At 58.2% G+C, this 13,321-nt stretch carries 15 protein-coding genes; 9 read left to right on the top strand and 6 right to left on the bottom strand.

Features of this window, described 5'->3' with window-relative positions; genetic code table 11:
- Window positions 1–19: 19 nt before the first annotated feature.
- On the bottom strand, window positions 20–1,183 hold the full coding sequence (locus tag C4S59_RS12740) for a type III PLP-dependent enzyme (protein WP_327346440.1): 1,164 nt from the start codon (window positions 1,181–1,183) through the stop codon (window positions 20–22).
- 183 nt (window positions 1,184–1,366) lie between these two features.
- On the opposite strand from C4S59_RS12740, the gene C4S59_RS12735 reads away from it, so the two are divergent.
- Window positions 1,367–1,801 carry an Lrp/AsnC family transcriptional regulator gene (locus C4S59_RS12735; RefSeq protein ID WP_103910912.1) on the top strand — a complete coding sequence of 145 codons (435 nt, stop codon included), beginning with the start codon at window positions 1,367–1,369 and terminating at the stop codon, window positions 1,799–1,801.
- Here the strand turns inward: C4S59_RS12735 and C4S59_RS12730 are convergent.
- The 3 genes from C4S59_RS12730 to ftsY all read right to left on the bottom strand — a co-directional run bounded on the left by C4S59_RS12730 (window position 1,798) and on the right by ftsY (window position 4,669).
- Window positions 1,798–2,400: an inner membrane-spanning protein YciB gene (locus C4S59_RS12730; protein ID WP_103910911.1), complete on the bottom strand. Its 603-nt coding sequence runs from the start codon at window positions 2,398–2,400 to the stop codon at window positions 1,798–1,800. The genes C4S59_RS12735 and C4S59_RS12730 overlap by 4 nt on opposite strands.
- A gap of 36 nt (window positions 2,401–2,436) precedes the next feature.
- Window positions 2,437–3,336 (bottom strand): EamA family transporter, encoded by a 900-nt coding sequence (locus C4S59_RS12725; protein ID WP_103910910.1) that lies wholly within the window; start codon window positions 3,334–3,336, stop codon window positions 2,437–2,439.
- A gap of 88 nt (window positions 3,337–3,424) precedes the next feature.
- Window positions 3,425–4,669, bottom strand: coding sequence for a signal recognition particle-docking protein FtsY (gene ftsY, locus C4S59_RS12720; protein ID WP_103910909.1), 1,245 nt, complete (start codon window positions 4,667–4,669; stop codon window positions 3,425–3,427).
- Window positions 4,670–4,801: 132 nt separating this feature from the next.
- Between ftsY and C4S59_RS12715 the strand changes: the two genes are divergently transcribed.
- The gene (locus C4S59_RS12715) at window positions 4,802–5,686 is read left to right on the top strand and encodes a lytic transglycosylase domain-containing protein (protein WP_103910908.1); all 885 of its coding nucleotides are present in this window, start codon (window positions 4,802–4,804) and stop codon (window positions 5,684–5,686) included.
- Here the strand turns inward: C4S59_RS12715 and hemN are convergent, their stop codons facing one another.
- On the bottom strand, window positions 5,687–7,030 hold the full coding sequence (gene hemN, locus C4S59_RS12710) for an oxygen-independent coproporphyrinogen III oxidase (RefSeq protein ID WP_103910907.1): 1,344 nt from the start codon (window positions 7,028–7,030) through the stop codon (window positions 5,687–5,689).
- A 58-nt stretch (window positions 7,031–7,088) separates the two neighbouring features.
- Between hemN and fnrL the strand changes: the two genes are divergently transcribed.
- Window positions 7,089–7,829 (top strand): transcriptional regulator FnrL, encoded by a 741-nt coding sequence (gene fnrL / locus C4S59_RS12705; RefSeq protein ID WP_103910906.1) that lies wholly within the window; start codon window positions 7,089–7,091, stop codon window positions 7,827–7,829.
- A 63-nt stretch (window positions 7,830–7,892) separates the two neighbouring features.
- On the top strand, window positions 7,893–8,384 hold the full coding sequence (locus C4S59_RS12700; RefSeq protein WP_146064540.1) for a hypothetical protein: 492 nt from the start codon (window positions 7,893–7,895) through the stop codon (window positions 8,382–8,384).
- Between the two features lie 27 nt (window positions 8,385–8,411).
- Here C4S59_RS12700 and C4S59_RS12695 read toward each other — a convergent pair whose 3' ends face one another.
- Window positions 8,412–8,867 carry a DUF6525 family protein gene (locus tag C4S59_RS12695; RefSeq protein WP_234994763.1) on the bottom strand — a complete coding sequence of 152 codons (456 nt, stop codon included), beginning with the start codon at window positions 8,865–8,867 and terminating at the stop codon, window positions 8,412–8,414.
- Between the two features lie 121 nt (window positions 8,868–8,988).
- On the opposite strand from C4S59_RS12695, the gene ccoN reads away from it, so the two are divergent.
- The 5 genes from ccoN (at window position 8,989) to C4S59_RS12670 (ending at window position 13,306) form a co-directional block, all read left to right on the top strand.
- Window positions 8,989–10,587, top strand: coding sequence for a cytochrome-c oxidase, cbb3-type subunit I (gene ccoN, locus C4S59_RS12690; RefSeq protein WP_103910903.1), 1,599 nt, complete (start codon window positions 8,989–8,991; stop codon window positions 10,585–10,587).
- A 12-nt stretch (window positions 10,588–10,599) separates the two neighbouring features.
- Entirely contained in the window at window positions 10,600–11,325 is a 726-nt protein-coding gene (ccoO, locus tag C4S59_RS12685) for a cytochrome-c oxidase, cbb3-type subunit II (protein WP_103910902.1), read from the top strand.
- Window positions 11,326–11,337: 12 nt separating this feature from the next.
- Window positions 11,338–11,532 carry a cbb3-type cytochrome c oxidase subunit 3 gene (locus tag C4S59_RS12680; RefSeq protein ID WP_103910901.1) on the top strand — a complete coding sequence of 65 codons (195 nt, stop codon included), beginning with the start codon at window positions 11,338–11,340 and terminating at the stop codon, window positions 11,530–11,532.
- Window positions 11,532–12,398, top strand: coding sequence for a cytochrome-c oxidase, cbb3-type subunit III (gene ccoP / locus C4S59_RS12675; protein WP_103910900.1), 867 nt, complete (start codon window positions 11,532–11,534; stop codon window positions 12,396–12,398). The genes C4S59_RS12680 and ccoP overlap by 1 nt, the downstream gene beginning before the upstream one ends.
- A 95-nt stretch (window positions 12,399–12,493) precedes the next feature.
- Window positions 12,494–13,306, top strand: coding sequence for a DUF2189 domain-containing protein (locus C4S59_RS12670; protein WP_103910899.1), 813 nt, complete (start codon window positions 12,494–12,496; stop codon window positions 13,304–13,306).
- Window positions 13,307–13,321 lie beyond the last annotated feature (15 nt).

The raw sequence follows: 13,321 nt of genomic DNA, 5'->3' as shown, positions 1-13,321 counted from the left end.
TTTCGCTGTCATAGGGACTTTAGGCGGCAGCGTGGCGGTGTCCAGCCCCCCTATCGAATGTGTCGTGATCCTGAAGGCAAACAACGTGGCTGTGGCCATAGCCGTTAAAGCCCGTGGCGGTCGCCTGCGAATAGGCCCCCATGCCGCTGATCAGGATGTAATCTTCGGGGCTCAGATCGCAGGGGACGACCAAAGGCGTGGGCAGGCAATCAAGGCTGTCGCAGGTCGGGCCAAAGACGATACGCTCCATGCCGTCTGCGCGACGCAGAGTGCCATCCGGCGCGAAACAGGTGATGCGGTTGCCGACCGACAAATCCCGCCATTCAGCCAGCCCGCCATAGATGCCGTCGTTCAGCGTCATGCATCGTTCATCCATCGCTTTGACCCGCACCAGCAGGCTGAACGCCTCGGTCGCCAGCGCGCGGCCCGGTTCGCAAATCAATTCGGGGCGGTTTGCGCCAAAACCTTGGTCCACCGCCTGATCGATTTCACGGAAGATGCGATAGAGATCGGGGGAAATGCCCAGGCGGTTGGCGGCAAAGCCCCCGCCCACGTTCAGGCGGCGCAGGGTGACACCCGCGCGGGCAGCAATGTCGGCACAGGCGCGGATGTACTGCGCCCAGACGCCCGAAGCATCGCATTGCGTGCCAGGATGGAAGGTCATCGACGGGATCAGGCCCAAGTCACGCACCTTTTGCAGCAGTAGAACCGCCGTTTCAGGATCGGCGCCGTATTTCGCACCGAAATCATAGGCTGCGCCCTTCACAGGCAGGCGCAGACGCACCGCGATTTCATGCCCCTTCGGCAGATGCGCCAGCTTGGCCAGTTCGTCTTCGCGGTCAACCGACCACGACCGAACGCCGTGCCGTTCCGCCGCCACGATTTCGGACAGGCTTCGGACGGGGTTGTTGTAGTGCAAGGCAACAGTATCCGACACCGATCGTACCAACGCCATTTCCGCAGGTGAGGCCACATCAAAGCCTTGCATCCCCAGTTCGACCATCCGCGCGATAACCAGCGGATCGGGGTTTGCCTTGACCGCATAGGTCAGCATGCCGCCAAATCCGGTCTGGAACGTTTTAACCGCGTGGTCGAGATGTCGAGGATGAAAGAAATGCACCGGATCGTCCGGCTTTTCTGATTTCACATAGGCAATGATCCGGGAAAAATCGTTGTCCTGCATCGACATAGGCACCTTTGCGTTTGTGTGTCTTTCCCCAAGTGTGCGCCGCTTCGCGGTCGATTTCATGTGGCAGTTGGACGAATTCGTCAGTTTGTTTTAGCGTATTGACGGAAGAAACAATAAATATGACGATGGATGTGCCGATCTACGGCTTTCAAAGGTTTCGAAACAAGAGGGACTGGCATGCAGTTAGACGACACAGACAGAAAGCTGATTGTCCTTTTGGCGCAAAACGCGCGCACGCCCGTTTCCGAACTGGGGCGGCGTCTGGGGATTGCCCGCACGACGGTTCAGGCGCGGATTGACCGGCTTGTGACGAACAAGGTGATTGCTGGTTTCACCATTCGCAAAGGCGAGATACTGAAATCCGCGATCCGTGCGACGGTGATGATTTGCGTCGAACCGAACGCAGGTGCATCTGTGCTGTCGCGTCTGAAAACCCTTGCAGGGATTGAATCGGTGCACACAGTGTCGGGCCGCGTGGATATGATTGTCGAAGTATCCTCACCCTCGACCGAGGCGCTGGATTTCGTGCTGGACCAGATCGGTCAGGCGTCCGGGGTCAAAAGCTCGGAAAGCCTGATCCACCTGTCGACGAAAATCGAACGCTCTGGTTAAGAGGCGTCTTCGTCAATGCTGTAGCGCGCGAACAGTTTGCCCTGCAGCATGAAGAACGCAAACAGTGCGGCGGACAAGCCGAAGGTTTTGAAATAGACCCACGTTTCCGTGCTGAGGAACCGCCAGACCAGTTCGTTGGCGATCCCGAGAGCAAAGAAAAACAGCATCACGCGCTTGGTCAGGATCATCCAGCCTTCCTGTTCAAGGGGCATCAACCCCTCCATCACGGTCCGCAGATAGCTTTGGCCACGGGCCAGACCAAAGGCCAGAAGGCCGCCGAACAGGAAGTAAATCAGCGTCGGTTTCATCTTGAAAAACCGTTCGTCGTTCAGCCAGACAGACAGCCCGCCAAAGACAACCACCAGAACCGCCGTCATGATTTGCATCCGGCTGAGGTGACCCGTCAGGTACCAAAGCACCCCCATCGAGGCCAGCAGCACAGGGATAAAGCCCGCTGTGACAACGATAAATCCCTCATACTCGGTGCCGCCAATAGTAAAGACGTGATCCTTGAGCCAGAGATAGGCCACAAAGAACCCAAGCACGGGGCCGAGTTCCAGCGCGGTTTTCAACATCGGGTTCACATCACGTTCTGCCATTGGGTGCCTCCTGCTTTCGCTTATATGGGCCGGATGTCAGCCGAACTCAACGATGACCGCGCCCAAAGCGATCAGCGCCATCAAGGCGATGCGTCGGGGACCCACGGTTTCTTTCAGCACCAGCCAGCCGATGAGGGCGGCAAAAACGGTTGATGTTTCGCGCAAGACTGCTGCTTCGCCCACTTTATCCAGACGGGTCGCCAGCATGATTGCGCCAAAACTGAAGAACGCGACGATGCCGCCCACAAAACCCCGTAGCGCCAAAGGCCCGAGGTCGGGTTTGTCCGCCATCTTGCGATAGCGCCACGCCGCATAGATCGGCATGGCAATGCCATCGATCATGAAGAACCACGCAAGGAAGGTGAACGGGTCGGCGGTGGCGCGGATGCCGTAGGCGTCATAGGTGGTGTAGAGCGCTACAAAAAGCCCTGTGCAAACCGCAAAAAACAACGCGATGTTCAGCGTGTCGCGTTCGGTGACAAGGAAGATGTAGTTGTAGATCGCCAGCCCGAAGATGCCCGAGATCAACACGCCAACACCCGCCCATTGGGTCAGTGAAAACGTTTCGCCAAACAGCCAATAGGCGCCGATGACGGTGAAGAGCGGTCCGGTACCACGGACCACGGGATAGACCACGGTATAGGCGCCCTTGGTGTAGGCATATGCCTGTAAAATCTTGTATATCAGGTGTATACAGAACACGATCCCGAAGATCGGCCACATATGTTGTTCGGGCCAAGGAACGACAAACAGCGCAAAAGGCGCAGCCATCAGGCCATAGCTGGCGTCAATCGCCCCGCGGCTGAGCCACGGGTCGTGTCGGCCCTTTTGCAACGCACCGAAGAGCGCATGCAGGAAGGCGGCCAACAGTGCCAGTATGAGGGCGACGTTGTGCCCCGCCTCGGAGCCTTCGAGAGAGATGAGATAGTCGCTCATGTTGTGCGCCCTGTCTGCCGGGTGGAGGGGCGCTGCCCCTCTTGGCCTTTGGCCAATTCACCCCGGAGTATTTGTGGACAGATGAAGATCAGAGGTCTTTGCCGGTCAGGGCAGCGGCGAAGTCTTGTGGATCAAAGGGGGCGAGGTCGTCGATTTGTTCGCCTACACCGATGGCGTGGATCGGCAGGCCGAATTTATCGGCCAGTGCGACCAGAACGCCACCTTTGGCGGTGCCGTCGAGTTTGGTCATAACAAGCCCCGAGACATCGGCCAGCTTCTGGAAGGTTTCGACCTGACTGATTGCGTTCTGGCCGGTGGTGGCGTCGAGGACGAGCAGTGTGTTGTGCGGCGCGTCGGGATCTTTTTTGCGAATGACACGGACGATTTTGGCCAGTTCTTCCATCAGGTCGGCGCGGTTTTGCAGGCGGCCTGCGGTGTCGATCATCAGAAGATCGGCGCCGTCGGCCTGTGCGCGGGTCATGGCATCAAACGCGAGGCTCGCGGGATCGGAGCCTTCGGGCGCTGTCAGGACAGGCACGCCTGCGCGGTCGCCCCAGACCTGAAGTTGTTCGACGGCGGCGGCGCGGAAGGTGTCGCCAGCGGCGATGACAACCTTTTTGCCAGCAGCGCGGAATTGCGAGGCGAGTTTGCCGATGGTGGTGGTTTTGCCCGAGCCGTTGACGCCCACGACCAGCACGACCTGCGGTTTGGTCGGATAAAGCGGCAGGGGTTTGGCCACGGGCTCCATGATACGGGCGACTTCTGCGGCGAGCAGGTCTTTGATTTCGCGGGTCGAGACCTTTTTGCCCATGCGGCCTTCTGCAAGGTTGGCCGAAACGCGGAGCGCGGTGTCGACGCCCATATCCGAGGCGATGAGCAGTTCTTCGAGCTGTTCCAGCATGTCGTCGTCAAGGACGCGACGCGGCTCGGATGGTTCTTTGCGACCCAGAAGACGACCGATGAGACCGGGTTTGGCGGGCTCGGGGCTGTCGGCGACGACTGTTTCCGGCGCGAGGACCGGCTCGGGTTCTGGTGTCGGTTCGGGCGTGGGCTCGGGTTCGACCATAGGGTCCGCCTCAATAACAGGCTCCGGCCCTGGGGCGGGTTCCGGTGTGGCGTCGGCGACCGGCTCCGGCGTCTCCTCGACAGGTGCGGGATCGGCGGCGGGTGCAGGCTCGGGCGTTTTTTCGGGGTCTGGCGTTTGTACTGTTGCCGGTTCAGGCTGAGGGGGCGTTTCTTCCTCTGCGCCTTCGGCGACAATGGCATCGAGCCCCTCTTCCAGCTTGGACGAGGACCGCATCAAACGCTGCTTGAGCTTACCGAAAAAGGACATTCACACTCCTTCACTGCTGCATCTTCGGCATGTGCCCGCCGAAAAGCCTTGTATCCCACCTAATCCCTTGCGGGCTGAGTGAAAAGTGTGAGTTGACGCAAACTGCCCCTCTGGCACAGTTTCTGAGGTGTTATGCGTCATTTTATCGGTGTTCTGTTCTGGTTTCTCATTGCCTCGGCCGCTTGGGCCGAGCCGGGGACGCTTTGCAGTTCGGGGACGTTCGGCCAAAAGGAATGCATCCGCCCCAGCCATTTCGTGCATGACACCTGTCAGGCGATTGCCAAATTTTCAGATCGCAATGGGCTGAATCCGCATTTCCTTGCACGACTTTTGTGGCAGGAAAGCCGGTTCGATCCCAACGCACTGTCCCATGCCAATGCCCGTGGGATTGCGCAGTTTATCGACAGCACCGCAGCGTTGCGCGGGCTGAAGGACAGCTACAACCCCGCTATGGCGATCGAGTTTTCGGCGCAGTATCTGGGCGAGTTGGTGCGCCGGTTCGGCAATGAGGGGTTGGCGGCGGTGGCCTATAACGGGGGCGAGCGGCGAGCCGAGGGGTTGATTGCCGGCACAGGCGGTCTGGCGCGGGAAACCATTGACTATGTGCAGATCATCACCGGTCTGACCGCCGAGACGTGGCGCGATGAACCACCCGAGGCGCATGATTTCAGCCTGCAAAAGGACGTGCCCTTTGATCGCGCCTGCCATGATCTGGCGTTGAACCGCCGGTTGACCGCCTTCAAACGGCCCGAGCCTGCGATCCAGCCCTGGGGCGTGCAGGTGGGGTTCGGGACGACCAAAGCCCATGCCCAGAGCAAGATCAAATCCCTTCCCTCGGCCTGTCGGGTCAAGGTGACCAAGGAAAAAGTGGATTACCTGTCCGAGAAAAGCCGCGCCTCGGCCAGTGGCCGCTATATCATTGCGCGGATCGGCAGGCCGGACCGCAACAGCGCGTGGACGCTCTGTGCGGAGTTGCGGAAATCAGGCTGTCACTGCGCCGTCTACGCCAACAAGTGATTAGATAGCAGCACTGTAGGTATCGGGCGTGGTGCGGGTCTGGCCCAGCTGAGCGGCCATGATCCGAACCAAGGGACGTGCCCATCGGCGCAGTGACAGACGGTCGCCGTCGAAATCGATGGCTTCCGGGTATTCATCGGCAAGATGGGCCAACCATTGGCCTGCAGCCGGATAGGGATCGTGCAAGGCAGACAGCGACGCATCGAAGTAGCACATCAACTGTTCGATCAGCGCACCCCGGGCGCAATCCTCGGGCGTCAGAACGACACCACGGGCGGCGGCCAGACGGCCTGCTTCGATCATGCCCTGATACATCGCCGTTGCGGGCTGGTTCTGGACATAGCCCTCGGGGTATTTCGAAATCGACGAGGCCCCCAGCCCGATCAGGCGTGGCACGCGGTCATCGGTATACCCCTGGAAAGAGCGCGCCAGTCGCCGGTCGATCATCGCTCGGGCCAGACCGTCGTGTGGACGGGCAAAATGGTCGATGCCCACTTGCAGATAGCCCTGCCCCAGCAACAGCTTTTGCGCACGTTCAAACAGATCAAAGCGGGTTTCGGGATCTGGAAGCGCCTCGAACGGAATAACGACCTGACGTTTCGACACCCATGGCACATGGGCATAGCCATAAAGCGCAAGGCGCGATGCGTTCAGTTGCAGCACCTGATCAATCGTCTTTTCAAGACTGCCCATGGTCTGGAAGGGCAACCCGTAAAGAAGATCGATGTTCACCTCGTCGATACCGGCCTCGGCCAGCAGATCGACTGTGGCGCGGGTTGTATCGAACCCCTGTTCGCGCCCGATGGCCTTTTGCACACGCGGATCGAAGTCCTGCACGCCAAGGCTGGCGCGGTTCATGCCGTAGCGGGCCAGAACGTCGATGCGGGCCTTGTCCACCTCGGTCGGGTCAATCTCGACCGAGAACTCATCCAGATCGTCCAGCCCGAATGACCCGTGCAAGGCATCTAGCAATGCGGTCAGATAGTCGGGCGACAACAACGTGGGCGTGCCGCCGCCGAAATGCAGACGGCGCACGGTGACATCAACCGGAAGCTGTTCGCGCACCATGTCGATTTCTGCGATCAAGGTACGCACGTAACGCTCTAACGGTGCGTCTGTCTTGGTGCCTTGCGTCCGGCACGCACAGAAGTAGCACAACCTGCGGCAAAACGGGATGTGGATATAAAGCGACACCTCGCTCCCATGTGGCGTGGCGGTCAGCCAGCTTTGGGTCGTCGCGACATCAATGTCACCCGAAAACCTATTTGCAGGTGGGTAGCTTGTGAATCTCGGGACTTTAGCGTCAAATAGCCCCAGACGACGAAGGTGCGTTTTATGTTCCATAGCGTTCTTGCTAGGGAACTGATCGACCACTTTCCTTGACCCAGATCAAAGGCACGCCATGAACACTGCAAAAATCGAATTTTCCGAGTGTGGTGATTGTCCGATCCGGCATCGTGCTGTTTGCTCCCGTTGCGAAACCGACGAACTTGAGCAACTGAACAAGATCAAGTTCTACAAATCCTATCCCGCGGGCCAGACCATCGCGATCAGGGGTGAGCCGTTGCAGAACGTGGCCTCTATCGTGGCGGGCACAGCGACGCTGACACGGTCGATCGAGGACGGGCGCACGCAGATGGTGGGGCTTTTGCTGCCCTCTGATTTCATCGGCCGTCCGGGTCGCGACACGTTGCAATATGATGTGACGGCGGTGTCGGATGTGACGCTGTGCTGCTTCCAGCGCAAGCCGTTTGAGAAACTGCTAGAAGACCTGCCCCACGTGCGCGAACGCCTGTTGGAAATGGCGCTGGACGAGTTGGACGCGGCGCGGGATTGGATGCTGCTGTTGGGCCGGAAGACTGCACGCGAACGGATTGCATCGCTGCTGACCCTGATGGTCAAACGCACGATCCGCCCTGATGGCGAGGTCATGGGCAATTCATCCCGCATCGAACTGCCCATCACGCGTGAAGCGATGGCGAACTATCTGGGCCTGACGATTGAGACCGTCAGCCGCCAGCTGACCAAACTGAAGAACGACGGCATCATCGGTATCGAGGGCAAACGCGCCATCACCATCCCTGATCTAGGGGCCCTACTGGCCGAGACTGGCGATGATGAAGACGGCGGGATGATTGTTTGAACTGGGATAGTTCCTGTAATCAAGAATTTGAATTTTAGAGCTATTCACTTTTCGAGCACTTGTATGACTGACAAAGAAACAAATACGAACAAGGTCGAAAAAGACTACGTCCGCATGTTTCACGACATGCAAATTGCACATTTCAGGGATCAAAGCAGGGACGCAGTCGAAAGCGCCAACTTCGCTATTCGAAATCTCTTTCTGTTGAATGGTGGAGCAATCGTCGCCCTGCTGGCTTTTGTCTCGTCGTTATTTGCTGAGTTATCGACAAATGGCATTTTAAATGAAGTGATCTTCGCTATCAAATTTTTCGCATATGGGCTGATCGCATCGTGTTTAACTTCATTTTGCAGCTACCTGACCAATTTCAGTCATGCGTCAGCCTCATCTTCGACCACACTTTCCTTAGACTATCCTTTTGTTGAAAAGACCACTTCGCATGCGGGATGGACACGGACTGGGTTTGTATTTCATGGACTTGCCATTCTATTTGCCATCAGTTCACTTTCACTATTCATTGTAGGGATTTTTACTGCAGCCAACTCAATGGTTTGAACTTCCTTTCCGATTATCTTCCACTGCTCATCGAAATCTTCTTCCGCACCACAAGCTATTAAGTTTCACATCCGGATGGTCCCTGCCCCAAATCCGGCTGGCGTCTTTGGAGATGAGGACCTCTTGCAATCGGTTCAATTCGGCGAGGGCTGACTGCGGGTTGCCCGTTCGGGCGACGGCCTTTTGGTAGGCCTGCTGAACAGATTTCGGGCGCCATGGCAGGGCGGCCTCGGACAGCCAGCGGCGCAGTTCTGGCGGTAGGTTGTCATAGTCGCGCATCGGGTTGCCCGATCTTTTTCGGCTTTTCAGTGTGGTTGCCCCGAGGTTCTTTGCCATAATCACCTTCAACTCGAAATGTAATGTGATATTATTACATTTATATGCGGTGACAACACTCGTTTCTTGGCACGAACAGCCTGCAGACAAAAAAGCCCCCTCTCGCGGACGAGAAGGGGCAGTTTGACACACATCACCATTAAGCATGATTCAAAATCCCGTAACTTGACCTGAATCAAGGTGGCCCCAGCCCGATCCCTGCAAAAGCGGAGGCATCCAAGCCTGCGCGGGGGCTCCTCCCTCGTGCGATAACGAATCGGGGAACGCTATGTGGGGACTTACTAAAACCACCCTTTACGGCCTGATCGCCCTTCTCGCGGCCATTGCTGCGAACAAAGCTCATGACCTTGCCTACATGGTTCATGCGCTGATCATTATGGGTGTTTCGGCCGGTCTGTTTTTCTACGAGCTTAGAAAAGTAGACGAACCTAAACCGCTGGTCGATGCGAACGGCTATATGGACGGTGTCGTCCGTGCCGGTGCCATCGCCACCGCCTTTTGGGGCGTGACGGGCTTTCTTGTGGGCGTGTTCATCGCCGCGCAGCTAGCCTTTCCGGTCCTGAATTTCGAATGGGCCCAGCCCTTTACCAACTTCGGTCGCCTGCGCCCACTGCACACCTCTGCGGTGATTTTCGCGTTTGGCGGCAACGCATTGATCATGTCGTCGTTCTACATCGTCCAGCGCACGTCCGGTGTGCGTCTGTTCGGTGGCAACCTCGCGTGGTTCGTGTTCTGGGGCTACCAGCTTTTCATCGTGCTGGCCGCAACCGGCTATCTGCTGGGTGCAACACAGTCCAAAGAATATGCCGAGCCTGAATGGTACGTGGATATCTGGCTGACCATCGTCTGGGTCGCCTTCCTTGTGGCCTTCCTTGGCACCGTCATCCGACGCAAGGAAAAGCACATCTATGTGGCCAACTGGTTCCTGCTGTCCTTCATCATCACCGTCGCGATGCTGCACCTGATCAACAACCTGAGCATTCCGGTGTCGATCTGGGGTTCCAAATCGGTTCAGGTGTTTGCCGGTGTTCAAGATGCGATGACCCAGTGGTGGTACGGCCACAACGCTGTGGGCTTCTTCCTGACAGCGGGCTTCCTGGGCATGATGTACTACTTCGTGCCCAAGCAGGCCGAACGCCCTGTCTACAGCTATAAACTGTCGATCATCCACTTCTGGGCGCTGATCTTCCTGTATATCTGGGCTGGTCCGCACCACCTGCATTACACCGCGCTGCCTGACTGGGCTTCGACCCTTGGCATGGTGTTCTCGATCATCCTGTGGATGCCCAGCTGGGGCGGCATGATCAACGGCCTGATGACACTGGACGGCGCGTGGGACAAGCTGCGCACAGACCCGATCATCCGGATGTTCGTGATCAGCCTCGCGTTCTACGGCATGTCGACCTTTGAAGGTCCGATGATGTCGATCCGCGCGGTCAACAGCCTGAGCCACTACACTGACTGGACCATCGGCCACGTACACTCGGGCGCGCTGGGTTGGAACGGCATGATCACCTTCGGTGCTCTGTACTTCCTGACACCGCGTCTGTGGGGCCGTGCCCAGATGTATTCCATGAAGGCCATCGACTGGCACTTCTGGTTGGCGACCATCGGCATCGTTCTCTACGCAGCGTCGATGTGGGTCACCGGCATCATGGAAGGCCTGATGTGGCGTGAAGTCGATGCGCAGGGTTTCCTTGTGAACTCTTTCGCCGACACCGTCAGCGCCAAGTTCCCAATGTACGTCCTGCGTACCTTCGGCGGGCTGCTCTATCTGTCCGGTGCGCTGATCATGGTCTGGAACATGTGGAAGACAATCCGTCAGCCACAGACAGACAGCACCGCTGTCGCGACACCTGCAGAATAAGGAGCTAGCAAGATGTCTGTCCTTAACAAACACGCCATCCTTGAACGCAGCCCAACTCTGCTGTTCACGTTCTCCCTGCTCGTCGTGACCATCGGTGGCATCGTGGAAATCGCCCCGCTGTTCTATCTTGAGAACACCATCGAAGAAGTAGACGGCATGCGCCCCTACTCTCCGTTGGAACTGGCGGGTCGCGATATCTATGTCCGCGAGGGCTGCTATGTGTGCCACAGCCAGATGATCCGCCCCATGCGGGACGAGGTCGAACGCTATGGCCACTACAGCCTTGCGGCGGAGTCGATGTACGACCATCCGTTCCAGTGGGGATCCAAACGCACAGGGCCTGATCTGGCCCGTGTGGGTGGGCGTTACTCGGACGCGTGGCACGTGGATCACTTCACAAACCCGCAGTCTGTCGTACCTGAAAGCGTCATGCCGAAATATGCCTTCCTTGCGGATACAAAGCTGGACGGAAAATACATCGGCGACCTGATGGAAACCCACCGCATGGTCGGCGTTCCCTACACCGATGAAATGATCACCGAAGCGCGAATGGACTTCCGTGCACAGGCCGATCCGGACTCGGATTGGGACGGTCTGGTCGAACGCTATCCCGGTGCTGTTGTGTCCAACTTCGATGGCCAGCCAGAGCTGACCGAGATGGATGCGATCATCGCCTACATGCAGATGCTTGGCACTCTGGTCGATTTCTCGACCTTCACTGCCGACGCCAGCCGCTAAGGAGGTCACGATATGGATACGTATTCTTGGCTTCGTGAACTGGCGGATAGCTGGGTTCTGCTGGCGATGACGGCCTTCTACATCGGCGCGATTGTCTGGGCCTTCCGCCCGGGCAGCCGCGAGACAGATGCGCAGATCGCCGGCATCCCGCTTCGTAACGATATCGCCGCCGATCTTGACGCGGCACCAATGAAGGAGGACGCGTGATGTCCGACAATGCCAATCAAGATGCAAATGACGGCATCGGCACAACCGGCCACAGCTGGGATGGCATCGAAGAGCTGAACAACCCGCTGCCGCGGTGGTGGTTGTGGACCTTCTACATCACCATCATCTGGGGCATCGCCTATACCATCGCCTATCCGGCATGGCCGATGATCTCTTCGGCGACCTCGGGTGTGCTGGGCTATTCGACCCGCGCACAAGTGGCCGAAGAAATCGCGGCGGTGGATGCCCGTAACGCCGAAGTCGCAACAACGCTGGCGAACGCCGATCTGGCAACGCTGGCGCCCGAAGACCCCGCCCACCAATTTGGCGTCGCAGGTGGCGCGGCGGTCTTCCGGGCCAATTGTTCGCAGTGCCACGGCTCGGGTGCAGCGGGTGCCAAGGGTTATCCGAACCTTCTGGACGATGACTGGCTTTGGGGCGGCAGCCTTGAAGCGATCGAAGCCACCGTCCGTCACGGTATCCGCTATGAACCCGATGGCGACACACGGTTTTCGGAGATGCCCGCCTTTGGCGACTTTCTCGAAGGTGACGTGATCGAGGCCACCGCCGAATATGTTCTGTCGCTGTCCGGCGCAGTGCATGACTCGGCTCTCGCTGCGGCAGGCGAAGAAAGCTACGCCTCGAACTGCGCGGCGTGCCACGGCGACGATGGCAAAGGCAGCGTCGATCTGGGCGCGCCTGACCTGACTGATGCGATCTGGCTTTATGGCGGCGATCGCGAAACTGTTCAGGAAACCATCTCGAATGCCCGCTTTGGCGTGATGCCCGCATGGGGCCCGCGCCTGACCGAAGCGGAAATCAAAGCAGTGACTCTCTACGTCCACCAGTTGGGCGGCGGCGAGTAATTGTCCCATGAGGGGCCTTCGGGCCCCTTTTTCCCCACTGACCGGAGGCACGTCACACCTGTCTCCGGTTTTTTTCGTTAAGGGAGATTGCGTTCATGACATCCGGCACCACTGGCACCACCCCGCAAAACCAACAGCCTCCGGCTATGCCACAGCCCCAAACGGTCACCGCCGAGGATATCCGCGCAGCGCTGAAAGCCGGATTTTCCGACTTCCTCGCCCGTCCGGTCATGAGCGGCTTTTTCGGGCTGTTCTATGCGCTTTTCGGGATCTTCTTTGTCTGGGCGCTGTTGTGGATGGGTAAGATCTGGATGATCGTCCCCGGTGCCATCGCCTTCCCCCTAGTCGCGCCCTTTGCCTGCGCTGGGCTTTACGAGATGTCTCGCAGGCTCAAGGCGGGCACCAGTTTTGGCTGGGCCGATATCCTGACCGTCATGGCCAACCAGCGCAAACGCGAGATGGTCTGGATGGCGTTCGTGACGCTGTTTATCCTGTGGGTCTGGTTCTATCAGTTCCGCACCGTGCTGGTGATCACCCTGCAACACGCCGCATTCTCGGACCTTCAGGGGTTCTTTGAGGTCGTGCTGTTCACATCCGAAGGTTGGACCTTCGTGATCATCGCAACCCTTGTCAGCGCTTTTCTGGCGACGGTGCTGTTTTCCGTCACCGTCGTTGCCATGCCCCTGCTGCTGGACCGCGAGATCGACTTTGTCACCGCGATGATCACATCCGTCCGCGTGGTCAAACGCAACCCCGTGGTTATGCTGGGTTGGGGAGCGATCATCGCCGTCACCATGACCCTATCCTTCGTCCCCGCCTTCATGGGCCTGATCTTTACACTGCCCATTCTGGGGCACACGACATGGCATTTGTACGAAAAGGCAGTCGCTCCGAAAATCGGGTCATAAATAACGGCCGACACA

Origin of the sequence: Thalassococcus halodurans, from assembly GCF_900108225.1 — a bacterium.
GTDB lineage: Bacteria > Pseudomonadota > Alphaproteobacteria > Rhodobacterales > Rhodobacteraceae > Thalassococcus > Thalassococcus halodurans.
The sequence above is the reverse complement of the archived record's forward strand: the minus strand, read 5'-3'. Positions and strand labels throughout refer to the sequence as shown.